The organism is Streptomyces sp. sk2.1, assembly GCF_008120935.1.
Lineage (GTDB): Bacteria > Actinomycetota > Actinomycetes > Streptomycetales > Streptomycetaceae > Streptomyces.
In genome coordinates, this window is the sequence record NZ_RDBO01000037.1 from 23,325 (window position 1) to 39,653 (window position 16,329).

15 protein-coding genes are annotated in these 16,329 nt (G+C 70.6%); 6 read left to right on the plus strand and 9 right to left on the minus strand.

Annotated elements, in window-relative coordinates; translation table 11 throughout:
- Positions 1-29: 29 nt before the first annotated feature.
- The 3 genes from EAO76_RS14200 to EAO76_RS14210 all read right to left on the minus strand — a co-directional run bounded on the left by EAO76_RS14200 (position 30) and on the right by EAO76_RS14210 (position 3,281).
- Positions 30-902, minus strand: coding sequence for a carbohydrate ABC transporter permease (locus EAO76_RS14200; protein ID WP_148836305.1), 873 nt, complete (start codon positions 900-902; stop codon positions 30-32).
- Positions 899-1,870, minus strand: coding sequence for a carbohydrate ABC transporter permease (locus EAO76_RS14205; protein ID WP_148836306.1), 972 nt, complete (start codon positions 1,868-1,870; stop codon positions 899-901). The genes EAO76_RS14200 and EAO76_RS14205 overlap by 4 nt, the downstream gene beginning before the upstream one ends.
- A gap of 91 nt (positions 1,871-1,961) precedes the next feature.
- On the minus strand, positions 1,962-3,281 hold the full coding sequence (locus EAO76_RS14210; protein ID WP_148836307.1) for an ABC transporter substrate-binding protein: 1,320 nt from the start codon (positions 3,279-3,281) through the stop codon (positions 1,962-1,964).
- A 267-nt stretch (positions 3,282-3,548) separates the two neighbouring features.
- Between EAO76_RS14210 and EAO76_RS14215 the strand changes: the two genes are divergently transcribed.
- The 3 genes from EAO76_RS14215 to EAO76_RS14225 all read left to right on the plus strand — a co-directional run bounded on the left by EAO76_RS14215 (position 3,549) and on the right by EAO76_RS14225 (position 7,794).
- Positions 3,549-5,948, plus strand: coding sequence for a glycoside hydrolase family 2 protein (locus EAO76_RS14215; RefSeq protein ID WP_148836308.1), 2,400 nt, complete (start codon positions 3,549-3,551; stop codon positions 5,946-5,948).
- On the plus strand, positions 5,945-6,973 hold the full coding sequence (locus EAO76_RS14220) for a LacI family DNA-binding transcriptional regulator (protein ID WP_148836309.1): 1,029 nt from the start codon (positions 5,945-5,947) through the stop codon (positions 6,971-6,973). The genes EAO76_RS14215 and EAO76_RS14220 overlap by 4 nt, the downstream gene beginning before the upstream one ends.
- Before the next feature lie 344 nt (positions 6,974-7,317).
- Positions 7,318-7,794 (plus strand): SRPBCC family protein, encoded by a 477-nt coding sequence (locus EAO76_RS14225; RefSeq protein WP_148836310.1) that lies wholly within the window; start codon positions 7,318-7,320, stop codon positions 7,792-7,794.
- A 57-nt stretch (positions 7,795-7,851) separates the two neighbouring features.
- Here EAO76_RS14225 and EAO76_RS14230 read toward each other — a convergent pair whose 3' ends face one another.
- On the minus strand, positions 7,852-8,733 hold the full coding sequence (locus EAO76_RS14230) for an alpha/beta fold hydrolase (RefSeq protein ID WP_262375462.1): 882 nt from the start codon (positions 8,731-8,733) through the stop codon (positions 7,852-7,854).
- A 122-nt stretch (positions 8,734-8,855) separates the two neighbouring features.
- Positions 8,856-10,268, minus strand: coding sequence for an aminopeptidase P family protein (locus EAO76_RS14235; protein ID WP_148836311.1), 1,413 nt, complete (start codon positions 10,266-10,268; stop codon positions 8,856-8,858).
- Positions 10,269-10,480: 212 nt separating this feature from the next.
- Between EAO76_RS14235 and EAO76_RS14240 the strand changes: the two genes are divergently transcribed.
- Entirely contained in the window at positions 10,481-11,464 is a 984-nt protein-coding gene (locus EAO76_RS14240; protein ID WP_187438614.1) for a LuxR family transcriptional regulator, read from the plus strand.
- A gap of 147 nt (positions 11,465-11,611) precedes the next feature.
- On the opposite strand, the gene EAO76_RS14245 is transcribed toward EAO76_RS14240, so the two are convergent.
- On the minus strand, positions 11,612-12,007 hold the full coding sequence (locus tag EAO76_RS14245; RefSeq protein WP_148836322.1) for a RidA family protein: 396 nt from the start codon (positions 12,005-12,007) through the stop codon (positions 11,612-11,614).
- A gap of 172 nt (positions 12,008-12,179) precedes the next feature.
- On the opposite strand from EAO76_RS14245, the gene EAO76_RS14250 reads away from it, so the two are divergent.
- Both EAO76_RS14250 and EAO76_RS14255 read left to right on the plus strand, forming a co-directional pair.
- Positions 12,180-13,163: a YafY family protein gene (locus EAO76_RS14250; RefSeq protein ID WP_148836313.1), complete on the plus strand. Its 984-nt coding sequence runs from the start codon at positions 12,180-12,182 to the stop codon at positions 13,161-13,163.
- Between the two features lie 51 nt (positions 13,164-13,214).
- Complete coding sequence (locus EAO76_RS14255; protein ID WP_262375463.1) at positions 13,215-13,976, plus strand: hypothetical protein; 762 nt, start codon at positions 13,215-13,217, stop codon at positions 13,974-13,976.
- Between the two features lie 88 nt (positions 13,977-14,064).
- Here the strand turns inward: EAO76_RS14255 and EAO76_RS14260 are convergent, their stop codons facing one another.
- The 3 genes from EAO76_RS14260 to EAO76_RS14270 form a co-directional block, all read right to left on the minus strand.
- Positions 14,065-14,730 carry a nitroreductase gene (locus tag EAO76_RS14260; protein WP_148836314.1) on the minus strand — a complete coding sequence of 222 codons (666 nt, stop codon included), beginning with the start codon at positions 14,728-14,730 and terminating at the stop codon, positions 14,065-14,067.
- Between the two features lie 306 nt (positions 14,731-15,036).
- Complete coding sequence (locus EAO76_RS14265) at positions 15,037-15,990, minus strand: HAAS signaling domain-containing protein (protein ID WP_262375464.1); 954 nt, start codon at positions 15,988-15,990, stop codon at positions 15,037-15,039.
- Positions 15,987-16,325 carry a PadR family transcriptional regulator gene (locus EAO76_RS14270; RefSeq protein WP_148836315.1) on the minus strand — a complete coding sequence of 113 codons (339 nt, stop codon included), beginning with the start codon at positions 16,323-16,325 and terminating at the stop codon, positions 15,987-15,989. The genes EAO76_RS14265 and EAO76_RS14270 overlap by 4 nt, the downstream gene beginning before the upstream one ends.
- Between the last annotated feature and the right edge of the window lie 4 nt (positions 16,326-16,329).

Genomic DNA, 16,329 nt, shown 5'->3' on the forward strand with positions numbered 1-16,329 from the left:
GAAGGGATTGCGGAAGCGCGGCGACCGCGTTACTTGGTCGCGCCCTGGGCGAAGCCGTTGTAGATGTAGCGCTGGAGGAACAGGAACGCTATCAGCGTGGGGACGATGACGAGAACTGCCCCCGCCGAGATGTTCTCCCAGTGGGCTCCGAAGGGGCCCTTGAAGCGGAACAGGGCGGTGGAGATCGTGCCGAGTTCCTGGGAGGGCATGTAGAGGAAGGGGATGTAGAAGTCGTTGTAGACGGTGATCCCCTTGATGATCACCACGGTTGCGATCGCCGGTTTGAGCAGCGGGAGGATGATCTTGCGGTAGACGGTGAACGAGTTCGCTCCGTCCAGTCGCGCGGCTTCGTCCAGGGAGACCGGGATGCCGCGGATGAACTGCAGAAAGATGTAGATCGAGACGATGTCCGTGCCCATGTAGAGCAGGATCGGGGCCCAGCGCGTGTCGAACAGCCCGAAGCCGTTGATGACCTGGAAGGTCGCGACCTGTGTGGTCACTCCGGGCACGAGGGCGGCGATCAGGAAGAGGCCCATGACGAGCTTCTTGGCGCGGAAGCGGAAGCGGTCGATGGCGTAGGCCGTCATCGACCCGATGAGCACGGTGCCGGTGATCGAGAACAGCAGGATGAACGCGGTGTTGCCGAAGGCCGTCAGCATCCGGCCGTCGGAGAACGCGGTCATGTAGTTGTCGAAGTTCAGCCAGTTGCCGGGGAGCGACAGCGCGTTGCCCTCGGCCGCTTCCTCGGAAGTCTTCAGGGACGTGAGGAAGACGACGGAGAGCGGGAGAAGCACCACCAGCGAGGCGACGACGAGCGAGAGGTAGACGAGTGTCTGCCCGAGCCTGCCGCGCAGTTCGGCGGAGCGGCGCGAGGGGGCGGTGGTCTGCTGGGCCGTGGTCATACGAGGTCCACCTTTTCGTCGGGCACGAGCCGGCGCTGGATCCAGGTGATCAGCAGGATGATCAGCAGCAGTACGACGGCGGCCGCGGAGGCCAGCCCGGTTTTGTTGAACTGGAACGCGAGCTTCACGGTCTGGATGACGAACGTCGACGTGCCGGTCGCGCCGCCGGTCATGATGTAGGGGATCTCGAAGACGGCGAGTGAGCCGGAGATCGCCAGGATGATGCTCAGACTGAGGACGGGCTTGATGCTGGGGGCGATGATGTGGCGGAACTGCTGCAGCCGGCTCGCGCCGTCCAGTTGAGCGGCCTCGTGGAGTTCGCCGGGGATCGACTGGATGGCGCCGAGGAACAGGACGAAGTTCAGGCCGGTGAAGCGCCAGACCGAGACGCCGGCGAGCGAGGTGTTGGCCGAAGCGGGGTCGCCCAGCCACGCGTGGTCGGTCCCCGCTCCGAACCAGGACAGGACCGAGTCCAGGGTGCCGCCGTCCTGGAAGAAGTACAGGAAGACGAAGCCGATGGCCACGCCGTTGATGAGGTAGGGGAAGAAGAGCAGGCCCTTGAACAGGTTGCGGAACCGCAGATTGAAGCTGAGCACCGTGGCGAAGTGCAGCGCGACGACGATCTGCACCCCGGATGCCGCCAGGTAGTAGAGACTGACGAAGAACACACGGAAGAGCTCGGGGCGGGTGAAGATCTGGACGTAGTTGTCCGCCCCGGTGAAGTCGCGGTCGGGGCTGATCCCGTCCCAGTCCGTGAAGCTGTAATAGATCATGTTCGCCACGGGGACGTAGGTGAACGTGATCAGCAGCGCCAGTGGCGCCACCAGGAAGAGCCAGGGTGTTGCGCGACGCAGCAGCCGTCCCCGCGGCGGGTGCGGCGGTGCGGTCCGGCCGCCATCGGCGGTTTCGCGCGGGGGGAGTGCGGCGCGGTGTGCCTTCGCACCCGCCGCCTCGGTCGTTCCGGTCATGTCGGGCCTTTCGTCATCCGCGTCTCGTTCCTTGTGCACGGGAGGGGTGGGCCCCGGCCGGTGTCGTACGGCCGGGGCCTTCCTCGCCGGTTCAGGAGCCGACGGTCCTCGCCGCCTCGTCCCATCGCTTGTCGAGCTCGGCGAAGTAGTCGTCGAGGCTGCCCTTCTGGGCACCACGTGCGATGTCGATCAGCTTCTGGCGGTAGTCGGGCTTGTTGAGCCCGATCTCTGCGGCGTTGTCGATCTCGTTGACCTCGCCCGTGTCGCTCTCCGAGCGCTCCGTAAAGATGACATCGTTGTCAACGAAGTCCTTGAGGGTGCTGGGCATCGGGGCCGACTTGAGGGTGGGGACGGCGCCCTCCTTGGCGGAGTACCCCGACTTCTCGGTGAACCAGTCGATCCAGGCGCGGGCCGCTTCCTTGTGCTTCGAATGGATGTTGACGGCCTGCTGGTAGTCGGAGACCAGAGTGGCGCAGTGGCCGTCCCCCTTCAGGACCGGGAGGGGCATGTAGCCGATGTCGTCCGGGTTCCCACCCGCCTTCTCGGCGGCTTCCCGCATCTGCGTGATGGACCAGGAGCCCACCATCATGGAGCCGATCTCGCCCTTGGCGAGCTTGGTCTTGGAGGCTTCCCAGTTCGTGGTGCTGGGGTCCTTCTCCGAGAGCCCTCCCTCGACGATGTCGTACAGCAGGGTGTCGATCACCTGGAGTTCGCTGCCCGACTTCCACGGGGAGACGGGGCCGGCCAGCTTGTTGGTGGCGTCCTCGTCGCAGGTGACCGAGCCGATGTTGGTGGTCCACTGGACCAGCGGCCACCCGTCCTTGAAGTTGGTGTAGTAGGGGATCGCACCAGTCTTGGCCCTGATCGCCTTCAGGTCCGCGAGGAACTCGTCCGATGTGGTGGGCCAGGCGGTGATGCCGGCCTTCTTCCACAGGGCCTTGTTGTAGACGAAGCCGTTGGCGGTGCCGAACTGGGCGATGCCGTAGACCTTGTCGCCGACGGTGGACTTGTCGTTGAAGCGGTACTTGTCCGCCATCTTGATGGAGGGGCCGAGCGGCGCGAAGAACTTGGGGTAGTCGTTCTTGGCGACGGAGGCCGGGATCATGAGGACGTCCCCGTAGTCCTCCGTGTTCATCCGGATCTTGACCTCGCCCTCGTAGTCGGTCAGGGCCTCGAACTTCACCTCGACCTTGGGGTAGATCTTGTTGAACTCCGCCGCGTACGCGTCCATGGCCCCGCTCTGGACCAGATCCGTCCGCTGGGTGAGGACCGTGATGCTGCCGGTCGCCGTGCCCGGGTCGGCGGGGGCCGTGGCCATTTCGGTCGACGGCGCCCCGCCGCCGCTGCAACCCGTCACGGCAAGTGCCGCGACGGCCAGAAGTACGCCCGTGAGCGTCTTCGTGTTCCCCATGTGCCCAACTCCTTAGGTGGCGGCTCGGGTCTGCGGTGGGATGTTGGCACTATGGCAGGGCGCATGTGAACCGGTAAAGCTCACATTTCTTTGGCGATACTTAATCGTTACCAGGTGTTGCGATCATGCACTCAAATGGGTCATTTGTGGGCATCGGTGTTGCGGATTCGTTACTAGACCGGTTTATGGACAGTGGTCAATCTGCACGTTAGGTTGTGTGCCGTCAGCCATCTGAGAGCGCGCGAATTCGGGCGATTGGAGCCGCACATGAAGGACGTCACCCAGCTCACCGAGGGGTGGAACCTGCGCCACGGCCGGGAGTTGCTGCCGGCCCGGGTCCCCGGCTGTGTCCACACGGATCTGCTGGCCGCCGAAGTCATTCCGGACCCCTTCCTCGGCCTCAACGAGACCGAGGTCGCCTGGGTCGGCCGGCGTGAGTGGACCTACGTCACCGACGTTTCGCACGACAGCGGGCACGAGCGCACCGACCTCGTCCTCGACGGCCTGGACACCGCCGCGCGGATCACCTTCGGCGGCCGTGAGATCGGCACCACCCGGAACATGCACCGCACCCACCGGTTCGATGTCACCGGGACGACCGGCGAACTGGAAGTGCGCTTCGCCTCCGCCTACGACGAGGCCGAAGCGGTCCGGGAGGTGACCGGGGACCGGCCCAACGTCTATCCCGAGCCGTTCCAGTACATCCGCAAAATGGCTTCCGGCTTCGGCTGGGACTGGGGACCGACGCTCGTCACCGCGGGCATCTGGCGGCCGGTGCGCCTGGAGCACTGGTCGACCGCGCGTCTCGCGTCCGTCCGCCCGCTGGTGACCGTCGGCGAACGGACGGGCGGCGTCGAGATCCGGCTCCGGGTGGAGCGGACGGACCGGGGGGCGGGCCGGGACCTGCTGGCGCGGGCCACGGTCGCCGGGCAGGAGGCGCAGGTCCGCTTCGAGGGCGACGAGGCGGTGCTGCGCCTGACGGTCGAACGGCCTCGCCTCTGGTGGCCGCGCGGGTACGGGGACCAGCCCCTGTACGACCTCGACGTCACCCTGCTCGACGCGGACGGGGAACTGGACACCTGGCACCGCCGCATCGGCTTCCGCACCGTCGAACTGGACCGCACCGCCGACGAACGGGGTTCGGGCTTCACGCTCGTCGTGAACGGCGAGCGGGTGTTCGCGCGGGGCGTCAACTGGATCCCCGACGACGTGTTCCCCTCGCGTGTGACCCCCGAGCGCTATCGCGCCCGGCTGGGCCAGGCGGCCGACGCCAACGTGGACCTCGTGCGCGTCTGGGGCGGCGGCATCTACGAGGACGATGCCTTCTACGACGTCTGCGACGAGCTCGGGCTGATGGTCTGGCAGGACTTCCTCTTCGCCTGCGCCGCCTACCCGGAGGAGCAGCCCCTGCGGGGAGAGATCGAGGCGGAGGCTCGTGACAACGTTATCCGCCTCATGCCGCACCCCAGTCTGGTCATCTGGAACGGCAACAACGAGAACCTCTGGGGGTTCCGCGACTGGGGCTGGGAGCCCGAACTCGCGGGCGACTCCTGGGGCGAGGGCTACTACCTCGGCCTGCTGCCCCGCCTGGTCGCCGAACTCGACCCCACCCGCCATTACACCGCGGGCAGCCCCTGGTCCGGATCGTGGGACCACCACCCCAACGACCCCGACCACGGCACCCACCACTCCTGGGAGGTGTGGAACCGGCAGGACTACGCCGAGTACCGCGCGAACGTCCCCCGTTTCGTCGCCGAGTTCGGCTGGCAGGCACCCCCCACCATGGCCACGCTCCGACGCGCGCTGCCCGACGAGGAGCCGGCCCCCGACTCCCCGGGAATGCTGCATCACCAGAAGGCCGAGGAGGGCAACGACAAACTCAACCGCGGAGTCGCGCGCCACTTCGCCCTGCCCGAAGGCGACTTCGACCGCTGGCACTACCTGACCCAGGTCGTCCAGGCCCGGGCGGTCGCCGCGGGCATCGAGCACTGGCGCTCCCACTGGCCCGTCTGCTCCGGCACCGTGGTCTGGCAGCTCAACGACTGCTGGCCGGTGAGCTCCTGGGCCGCGATCGACGGGGACGGCCGTTCCAAGCCCCTCCACCACGAGCTGCGCCGTGTCTACGCCGACCGCCTGCTGACCCTGCAGCCCGGCGAGGGGGCTCCCGTCCTCGCCCTCGTCAACCAGTCCGCGACCGAGTGGCGGACCGCAGTGACGCTGCGCCGTCTGGAGGCGGCCGGTGCCACGCTCGACCGCAGCGTCCAGGAGGTGGCCGTTCCCGCGCGTTCGGTCCTGCGCCTGCCGGTACTGCCCGGACTCGTGCCCCGGGCGCACACCGCCGAGGAGTTCCTCGTCGCCGACGCGGACGGTCTGCGTGCCCTGTACTTCCCGGTGACCGACAAGGACTTCTCCTACGTGCGGCCCGCCTTCGACATCGCCCTGGAACCGGTCGGGGGCGACGGCGGTAAGGTCGACGTCGTGGTGAACGCGCATACCCTTGTCAGGGACCTCCTCCTCCAGGCCGACCGGCTCGGCCCCGACGCCCGCGCCGACCGGGGCCTCACCACCCTGCTGGCCGGCGAGCAGGCCCGGATCCGCCTCGACGGCTGTGACGGCGTGACGGAGGACGACGTACGGGCCGCCCTGTTCTGCGTGGGCGCGAAGTGAGCGGTTCCGCCCGGATCACCATCAAGGACGTCGCGGCCCGGGCCGGCGTCTCCAAGGGCGCGGTCTCGCTGGCGTTCAACCGCAAACCGGGTGTTTCGGAGGCGACGCGCGAGCGCATCTTCGAAGCCGCCCGGGACCTCGGCTGGGCGCCGAACCAGACGGCCCGCAGCCTCTCCAGCCAGCGAGTCGACATCATCGGCCTGGCCCTGTGCCGCCCCGCCCGGCTGCTCGGACTCGAACCGTTCTACATGGACTTCATCTCCGGCATCGAGAGCGTCCTGGCGGAGCGTTCGTGCTCGCTGCTCCTGAGGCTGGTGCGGGACGTCGACGAGGAGATCGACCTGTACCGGACCTGGTGGCGCGGTCAGACGATCGCCGGCGCCATTCTGGTCGACTTCGAGGAGAACGATCCGCGGGTTCCGGCGCTCCAGGCCGTCGGCCTGCCCGCGGTGGCCGTCGGACACCCGTCGCTGACCGGTTCCTTTCCCGCGGTGTGGACGGACGACGCCACGGCGATGGCCGAGGCCGTCCGCTACCTGGCCGCCCTGGGGCACCGGCGGCTGGCACGGGTGGGCGGGCCCGCCAGGTTCGGGCACAGCGCCATCAGGACCGCGGCTTTCGCCTCGACCGTACGCGAGTTGGGGCTGGAGGAGGGGCGGCAGACAGCGACCGGATTCGACGAGAGGGAAGGCGCACGCGCGACCCGGTCCCTCCTCCTGGCCGCGAACCGTCCCACAGCCATCATCTACGACAACGACATCATGGCGGTCGCGGGCGCCGGCGTCGCGGCGGAGATGGGCTTCGTCGTTCCGGACGACGTCTCCCTGCTCGCATGGGACGACTCCCAGCTGTGCAGGATCACCCACCCGACCCTGTCGGCCATGAGCCACGACGTGCACCACTTCGGCGCGGAGGTGACCCGGACCCTCTTCTCCCTGATCGAGGGCACGCACACCGGATCGCTCCAGGTCCCCACCCCCTCCCTCACCCCGAGAGGATCCACCGCACCGGCACCCCGGCAGTGAGCCGTCACGGCACGGCCGGCCGGACGGACCCCGGCGCCCCGATCCCTTTCACCGTCGCCCGGATGCCCCGCCCGTCGGGGCGGCGGCCGTCCGGGCGACGGTCCCCCGTCAGCGGGGCGCGGCCGTCCTGGCGCGGAAGGTCCGTCGGCAGGTCAGGGGCGCCACCCCGATCGTGAGCGCCATGTGCCGCCGCCGTGCGGTGCCCGGTCCGGCCGGGGCTCGCGTGCCGGATGCGCGGGGCGAGGTTAGTGTCGAGAAGCGTGCCGGGCGACCGGGCAAGGAAGCTTCCCGACCGGCAACGGTCATGGGGTGCCGGTTCCGACGTGACGAGGAGCGTGGTCGGTGTGGCCCGGAATCGCCGGTTGATCCTGAGCTCGCCGTCCAGGGTCTGGGACCTGCTGTCCGACGGCCGTCGCTACGGGGAATGGGTCTCGGGGACACAACAGGTCATCGACGTGGACCCGCACTGGCCCGAAGTGGGCGCCCGGCTGCGGGTCCGGGTCGGCGCCGGCCCGCTGACCCTCGACGACACCTGCGTCGTCCGCATCTGCGAGCCGCGGCACCGCCTGGAACTGGAGGCGAAGGCGGACCCCTTCGGGGCGGCCCGCATCGCCATGAACCTGATCCCCTGGGGCGAGAACACCCTCTTCGTCCTCGAATGGCACGCCCTGCGGGGGCCGGGCACCCGGATGCACGGACTCCCCGTGGACTACCTCGTCTCGATCCGCAACGGCATGATGCTGACGAAGCTGGCCCGGATCGCGGTGCGCGAGCGGCACGAGGGCTCCGGTGACGTCCCCCGGAACGCCCGGAGCCGATGAGCGCCTCCGCACCGCGGCCGGCCCCTCCCCGCTGTCCCGGCGCACCGGCCGGAACCCCTAACCGCCCACCGCGTCCCGCACGAACCGCCGGAGGTGGGCGCGTACGACGTCGGGCCGTTCGAGCCAGGGTTCGTGTCCGGCACCCTCGATCCGGGTGAGGGGGAGACCGAGCCGGAACGCGAGCGATTCGAGGGCCGACATCGGACGGGGGTCCTCGACGCCGCCCAGGATCTCCGCCCGGGCGGGCAGGCACGCGCGCAGCTCGGCGAGATGCCCGTCGAGCGGGTCCCGGCGATTCTCCTCGCCGAGCTCACCGTTCATGACCCAGTTGACGGGGCGCCGGTGCCGGGCGCTCCACGCGGCCCGGCGCCACCCGGCTCCGGGATCCGCGTGGTCGGTGAACCAGGACAGCGTGAGCAGTTCGACCTCCTGCTCCTCCGTACGGCACGGCAGCTCCTCCAGCACACGCAGCCGCTCCTGCTGCGCCGCGGACATGCGGCGCTCGCGCTCCGCCCGGTCCCCGGCACGCCAGTCGCCGACGAACGGCCCGCACATCAGCAGCACCGCGGAGACCCGGTCGGGGTGCGCCAGACAGAACCGGCTCGCCAGGTCGGCGCCGTAGGAGTGCCCGATCAGCACGGCCCGGGGCGCTTCTCCGGGCGTGTCCCGGGCGTCGAGCAGTTCGGCGAGATCGGCGACGTGCCGGGCGAGGGAATGGCGGCCCCGCCACGGGGACCGGCCCGTGCCGCGCTGGTCGTACCGGTACACGGGCGCGAGGTCCGCGATCATGGGGGCGACATCGCCCAGGTAGTCGGGCAGGCCGGGACCGCCGTGCAGCAGCACCACGGGCGGCTGCCGCGCCGCGTCCCCCAGGACGGTCCGGTGCAGTCGGGCCCCGTCGCTCATCCGTACGGGGCCCTGCGTCTCCAACAAGGTCACCGCGGAGAAGCTACCAGTACCACCGGGGAGACCACCGGCGTGGCCGGACCCCGTCGGCCGGACGCCCGTACCGGCCGCGGAGGCAGGCCGGTACGGGCGGGTTCCGCCGCGACGCCGGGCGCTCAGCCCGCGTGCTGGTCCATCCAGGCCTCGACCTCGTCCGCCGACCTCGGCAGGCCCGCCGACAGGTTCTCGTTGCCGTCCTCGGTGACGACCAGGTCGTCCTCGATCCGGACGCCGATGCCGCGCCACTCCTCGGGCACGGTCAGGTCGTCCGGCTGGAAGTACAGGCCGGGCTCCACGGTGAGCACCATGCCCGGCTCCAGCGGGCCGTCGACGTACTCCTCGTTCCTGGCCTGCGCACAGTCGTGGACGTCCAGGCCGAGCATGTGACCGGTGCCCGCCATGGTGAAGCGGCGCTGCAGGCCGAGCTCGTACGCGCGGTCGGCCGGGCCCTCGATGAAGCCCCACTCGACCAGCCGGGCCGCCAGGTGACGCTGCGACGCCTCGTGGAAGTCACGGAACGCGGCACCCGGCTTGACCGCCGCGATGCCGGCCTCCTGGGCCTCGTACACCGCGTCGTAGACCTTGCGCTGCACGGGGGAGAAGGTGCCGCTGATGGGGAGCGTGCGCGTGACGTCGGCGGTGTAGAGGGTGTGCGTCTCCACGCCCGCGTCGAACAGGAGCAGCTCCCCCGGGCGCACCGGGCCGTCGTTCCTCGTCCAGTGCATGATCGTGGCGTGCTCGCCCGCGGCGCAGATCGAGCCGTAGCCGACGGCGTTGCCCTCCAGCCGCGCCCGGCGGAAGAACGTGCCCTCGATCCACCGCTCGGACGACGCGATCGCCCCGGAGAGGTCGCCGATCGCGTCGACGAATCCGCGCACCGTGGAGTCCACGGCCTTGCGGAGCTCGGCGATCTCCCATTCGTCCTTGACGAGCCGGAGGCCGCTGAGCACCTCCTCGAACTCCTCGTCGCGCTCCTCGTCGGTGGTGACGGCGGCCTCCAGGGCCGGGTCGACGCCACGGATGATCCGGGTCGGCACGTCGGAGGCGGCGGCCAGGTCCTCGGCCGCCCCGCGGACGTCCCGGCAGGGCAGCCCGAGCACGAGCTCCGCCTCGGCGAGGGAGTGGCGCCGGCCCATCCACAGCTCCGCCGTGACACCGGTCCAGAACTCGTTGTCGTCCCGGCTGTCCCGCGGCAGCTGGTAGCAGTAGGCGTCGTGGCCGCCGTCCGCGCGGGGTTCGAGGACGAGGGCGCCGTCCCGGGCCTGGTCCCCGGTCATGTGCACGTAGCCCGAGTACGGCCGGAACGGGTAGGTGTCGTCGTTGGAGCGGACCTTGAGGTTCCCCGAGGGGACGACGAGGCGCTCGCCGGGGAAGCGCGCGGAGAGCGCGGCACGGCGGGCGGCCGCGTACGGGGCCTGCTCGTCGGGCCGCAGGTCGTGCCGCTCGGTGTCCGCCCACCCCGTCCGCATCAGGGCGGACAGTTCTTCGGAGATCCCTGCGTAGAGACCGTTCTTGCGGCCTTTCGCCACGGTGTGCACCTTCTTCCGGGTGGGTTTCCTCAGTGGCGGGGGGCGAAGCGGGCCGTACCGGCGGGCTGGCCCCGGTACGGCCCGGCCCCCTCGCTGCCGCCGTTCGGCGGCGGCTCCCGGACGGTATCCCGCGCCGCCCGCCCCCGGTGCCCGGAAGTGCCATTGGCACTGATCGGCCACCATGCCGTCCGGAGTCGTCGACAATGAGGCGTATGGCGAACGTGAGAATCGGCGAGGCCCTCCGGCTGCTGGGCCTCGATCCCGCGGCGATCCGGGTCTACCTGGCGCTGCTCGAACTGGCGCCCGCTCCGCTGGGCGAGATCGAGGCCGCGTCCGGTCTGGGCGGTGCGGAACTGGCCGAGGCGTACGGCGCGCTGGTCGCCGCGGGTCTGGCCAGTGCCGCCGAGGCGGGCGGGGACGTGGTGGCCCCGGTCCCGCCGGCCGCGGGCCTGGAGATCCTCGCCCGGCACCGGGCGGCCGAGATCGAGGAGTCCCGCATCACCGTCGGGGGCGCGTTCGAGTCGTTCCGGCGGCAGCGGCTCGCCGCGTACAACGACGATCTCGTCGAGGTCGTCACCGGCGAGGCCATCGGCCCCAGGATGCGGCACGCCTGGGCGAGCGCCCGGGAGCAGATCCGGCAGTTCGAGTCACCGCCGTACTTTCTCCTGTCCGAGGCCACGGACGACGCGCTGGCCACGCTCGCCCGCGGGGTGACGCAGCGCGTCGTGTACTCGCGGGAGTCGCTGGAGTACCCGGGCCGGCTGAAGGACGCCATCGAGCCGTGCATCAAGGCCGGCGAACAGGCCAGGGTGCTGCCGTCGGTGCCGGTCAAGCTCGTGATCATCGACGAGGCGTACGCGCTCGTGTCGTTGTCGATCAGGGAGGCCGACGTGCACAACACCATGCTGGTCGTGCAGCCGTGCGGCCTGCTCTCCGCGCTCATCGCCCTGTTCGAGCAGTCCTGGCGAAACGCCCTGCCGTTCCACGGCCGCACCACCCGGCCCGGCGGCCTGCCACCCGCCGACCGCCGGCTGCTGTGGCTCCTCGCGGGCGGTGCGAGCGACGACGTCATCGCCCGCGAGCTGGGAATCAGCCGCCGCACGCTGTTCCGCCGCCTGCAGGTCCTGATGGCCCGGCTGGGCGCCGCGAACCGCTTCCAGATGGCCCTGCAGGCACAGCGCTCCGGATGGTTGTGACCGCCGGGGCGACGGGGCGGCGGGGCGACTGACCGGCGGGGCGACGGGTCGGCCGACTGCGGATCGGCAGGGCTGCGGGGCGGCCGACCGCGGATCGGCAGGGCTGTGGGGCGGCAGGGCTGCGTCACGCCACGGCGCCGGGCTGCGTCACGCCACGGCTGTTCCCTCCAGCTCGACCATCTGACCGGGGACCGCCAGCCGCGTCACGCCCAGCATCGTGGTGGCCGGTGCCACCCCTGCCGCGCCCAACCGCCCGGCCAGCACGCCGTAGTGACGGAGGAGCAGGTCGACGTCGGTCGTGCAGACGTTGAGCCGGACGAGGTTCGCGAGAGACATGTCGGCCTCGTCGAGCACGGCCTCCATGTTGTCGATGCTCAGCGCCAACTGCGCCGCCATGTCGCCGTCGTGCCGGGGCCGGCCGTCGTCGCCCATCGCGGTCTGCCCCGAGAGGTACAGGGTCCGGGTGTGTCCGGAGACGACCTCACCCTGGTTGAACCCCATCTCCACCGACCACGTCACCGGGTTGACCGCCGTTCGTTCCACTGCCACGTCAGCTCCATTCGATTCGTCCCGCCGGGAATGCGTCCCATCGGGAACGCACCCATCGGGAATGCGTACGTCCAACGGCTCGGCAACCGCCGGCCCGACGTTGTGGCAACCAGCCTCCCGACGAATCACGACACCCTCGGTCATGTATTCCGTTGGAGTTTTTCGCATGCGCGCCGACCGGCTGGTCTCCCTGGTGCTGTTGCTGCGTCAGCGGGGTCGGTTGACCGCGAACGCACTGGCCCGCGAGCTGGAGGTGTCCACCCGCACCGTGCTGCGCGACATCGAGGCGCTGTCCGCGGCGGGCGTCCCGGTCCACGCCGAACGTGGCCGGCACGGCGGCTTCGTGTTGGCACCGGGTTTCCGCACCGAGCTCACCGGTCTGAACCACGACGAGGCCCTCGCCCTGCCGGCTGCCGGGTCGGGGCGCGGAGAGCAGGTGTTCGGCCTCGGCCCGGCGCTCGCCTCGGCCATGCGGAAGGTGGTCGACGCACTGCCCGAGAGCCACCGGACCACCGTGAGCGACGCGGTCCAGCGATTCCTCGTCGACCCGGTGACCGATCTGCTCCCGCGCCGGCCGGTCACCGAGGAGGTGCCCGGCACCACGATGATCGAGGTCCGGCGCGCGGTGCTCGCCGGACACAAGCTGCGCATCCACTACGCGGCCACGGGCCGGGCGCCGCAGTGGCGCACGGTGGACCCGATCGGCCTGGTCACCGTACGGGACCGGGGCTACCTGCTGGCCACGCGATCCGGCGCGGACCGCACCTACCGGCTGTCGAGGGTGCCGGCCGCCGAGGAACTCCCCGAACCGGCGCAACGGCCGGGCCGGGTCGACCTGGACCGGATCCGGCGGGAACGCTCCGCGCGGTTCCTCTCCGACGGCGACCACGTCACCGTGCTGATGCGGGTGGACCCGGCGCGACGGGAGGAGTTGCTGAACACCGCCCTGGCCGTCCGCGCCGAGGAGCCCGACGCGGACGGGCGGCTGCGGCTGGAGGTCGCCTTCCAGGACGTGCGGCACGCCGAATGGGCGCTGTGGCAGCTCGGCACGGACGCGGAGGCCCTGTCCCCGCAGTCGCTGCGCACCCGCCTGCGCGACCGGGCCGCCACGATGGCCACCCGCTACACGGATCCGTCCCGAAAGCGGTGAACCGCGGCCGCCGCATCTGTGATGATCGCTCCGGAGGCCGAGGAGGGCGAGATGAGCAGTCGGACGGACGGGGCCGGGGCGGACGGGTCGGGCACGGACGGTCGTGACGTCCGGTTCCGGCCGGGGGATGTGCTGAAGCTGGAGTGCCCGTTCACCGGGACCACGGTCGCCGATGTCTCCCGCTTCCACGTCTCCGTGCGGTGGCCCTGGTCGGAGGTGGACCCGCAGGCGGAGAACTTCGGGTGGAACGGCCGACGGGCGCTTCCGCTGCCCGCGGCCCGCGAGTGGGAGCTCTTCCGGACGCGGCCGGCCGAGACCGAGTTGAGGCCGGACGACACCTGCCGGGTGGGCATCCCTCCGACCGTGGTACACGTCCTGACGGTCCATCACTTCGATCCGCCCCGGGTGACCGGCATGCTGCCGAGGCCCGCGACCTACCTGGAAGTCCTGCCGCAGGGTGAGACCCATGACCTCGAACTCGAGGACCAGGGCTACGCGTTCGACCCGGCGGGCGACGAACCGATCCGCTTCGAACTGCTCTTCCGCCCCTACGCCTTCCTCGAACCGGGCGACGAGGTCACCGACCGGAACGGGCGCCTCTGGCGGTTCGACGCGGCCTGGGAGTGGTATCCGCTCGACGGAGCGGGGCCCGACGCCCCGGCCTGGCCGCTGACACTGCTCTCCCGCAGCGGTGGGCCCACGCCCGAGGAGGCGGCCGCGGTCGCCCGGGCGACCGCGGCCGGTGACCACGCCGAGGAGTCGGCGCGGTGGACCGGACTCACCGGCGCGAGCCCGGTCCCCCGGCAGTGGTGACCCGCCGGGGCCGGGCCGGACCACTCACGGGGGCGACGTACCGCCGATGGGACCAGGTCCCGTCCTGCCGATCTCGGCCTTCCAACGGTCATGCTCCGATGAAGCTCACCGTTTCCGTCATGTCGGCCCGCTCGGTGCGCAGCCGTGGCACGCCTTCCCTCTCGAATCCCACCGAGATGCCGCAGAACAGCACGAGGCCGTCATCGGCTCCGACGGTCCGGCCGACGGTCCTGCGGTACATGGTCCACATCACCTGCGGGCAGCTGTGCAGCCCTTCCGCCCTCAGCAACAGCATGACCGTCTGCAGGTACATCCCCGCGTCACCCCACTGACCGGGCCCCATCGTCCGGTCGAGGTAGCAGAACAGGACGACCGGCGCCCCGAACGCCGCCGAGTTCAGGGCGGCGATCTTCCGGGGCCGCTCGGGGTCGTCGCGCTCGATCCCCAGCGCTTCGTAGCGCTGAGCCGCCGCAGCGGAGAAGCGGTCCAGATACGGTGAGGCCAGTCCGTCCGGGTACATCGGGTACTCCCGCTCATCACCCGGGTCTCCCGCCAGTGCCCTGGCCGTCGCGCGCCTCTTCAGTTCGGCCAGGGGTTCGCCGGTCACGACGTACACATGCCATGGCTGAAGGTTTCCGCTGGACGGAGCGCGCGTCGCCGCGGTCAGCACCCGTTCGAGTGTCTCCTTGGGCACCGGCTCGTCGCTGAACGCCCGTACGGCCCGGCGACTGTCCACGGCCTCATACACATCCACGTCTTCGCGTCCTCTCCTTCGACCCGGCCCCTCCACCGTATTCAGCGGTCGGCACCGAGCGACCGCCCGGCGGAGGCGGTGCGGGAGGTGAGGCGGTCGGCCGCCCGGCTTCGACAAGGACCGCTGCAAGAAGCGCAACATCGTCGAACGGGCGGTCAGCGGGCTCAGGACCTTCCGCGCGGTTGCGATCGCGTTCGACGAGCGCGGCCACGTCCACCTCGGCACCGTCACTGTCACCGCAGCCGCACTCGTCATCCGGCTCCGCCCGTGATCGCCAGGACACCGCCCGAGGGAGTTGACGCGGGGTCAGGCCCGTGCCTCGCGGAACCGCTTCACCACGTCGCCCGCGCTCACCGCCAGTACCACCACCGCCGTCACGGTGTAGAAGGACTGCGGGGTCTGCCAGCCGCCGTTGACATCGGCCAGGAAGGCCGGGTTGAACAGCTCCTGCCGGTACAGGACCCACACCAGCGGCAGTGCGAAGGCCGCCTCGGCGCCGACGCTCCAGAGTGCCAGTGAAGGCGTCCACGCCCGTACGGAGCGGATCACGTCGAGTGCCACGAGGCCGGCGAGCCCGGCCAGGATCGGCCAGATCCACCCCGACCACAGATCCGGGGCGAGCACGTCGAGGGGGGTGCCGTCATCGGTCCGGTACGGCCGCGCGGTGTGCTGCCAGACGATCAGGGCGATCAGCAGCGAGTGCCACGCCACCCGGGCGTAGACCGCCGGGTCGCGCTTCTTCGGCGTGACGCGTTCGGGGAGGTCGTCGGGCGTCCAGGACCTGCCGATCGCGCCGGGCAGCCTGCCGGACCGCTCGATCAGGGCGAACACCACGGTGAGCCAGGCGAGCATCTGGGCGCCGACGACGAGCACCGTCCCGACCGCCCCGCCGATCACCTCGCCGATACCCCGGCCGTCCAGTACGTCGAGCACCGCGCCCAGGACGGTGACCGCGGGCAGCACGGTGGACAGCAGGACCGTGAGGAGCCGGGTGTACGTCGGGTAGAGGCCGGGCCCGATCAGTGCGAGCGGCCGGTCCGCGTACCGGGCGGCGAGCCGGATCGGGTCGCCCATCTCGGTGAGCACCTCGCGCTCGGCGGTCTCCGGGGCGGCCGGATCGCGGGCCTCGACGGTGTCGGCGATCGTGGCGCGCAACTCGTCGGCCACATCGGCGCGTTGGTCGGCCGGTATGCGCCGGACGACCTCCACCACGTAACGGTCGGTCAGTGTGCCGGTGCCGGCCACCTGCGACTTGCTCAACGGTCCCCCTTGGTCAGTCGTGATATCGAGGTGCAGAGGTCCTGCCACTCGCGCAGCAGTCCGGTGCGGACCCGGGCGCCCTCGGGGCTGACCCGGTAGAACTTGCGCGGCCTGGTCTCCTCGGTGTTCCACTCGCTGATGAGCAGCCCCTGTTTCTCCAGCCGGCGCAGCAGCGGGTAGAGGGTGTTGCCGTCGACGGAGACGCCGGCGTCGCCGAGCGTCTCCAGGAGCGCGTATCCGTACTGCGGCTCCTCCAGGAGTGCCAGGCAGGCCAGGACGACCGTGCCGCGGCGCAGCTCCTGGGCCTGGCTGAGGATCAGTTCATCGGTGCCCACGCGT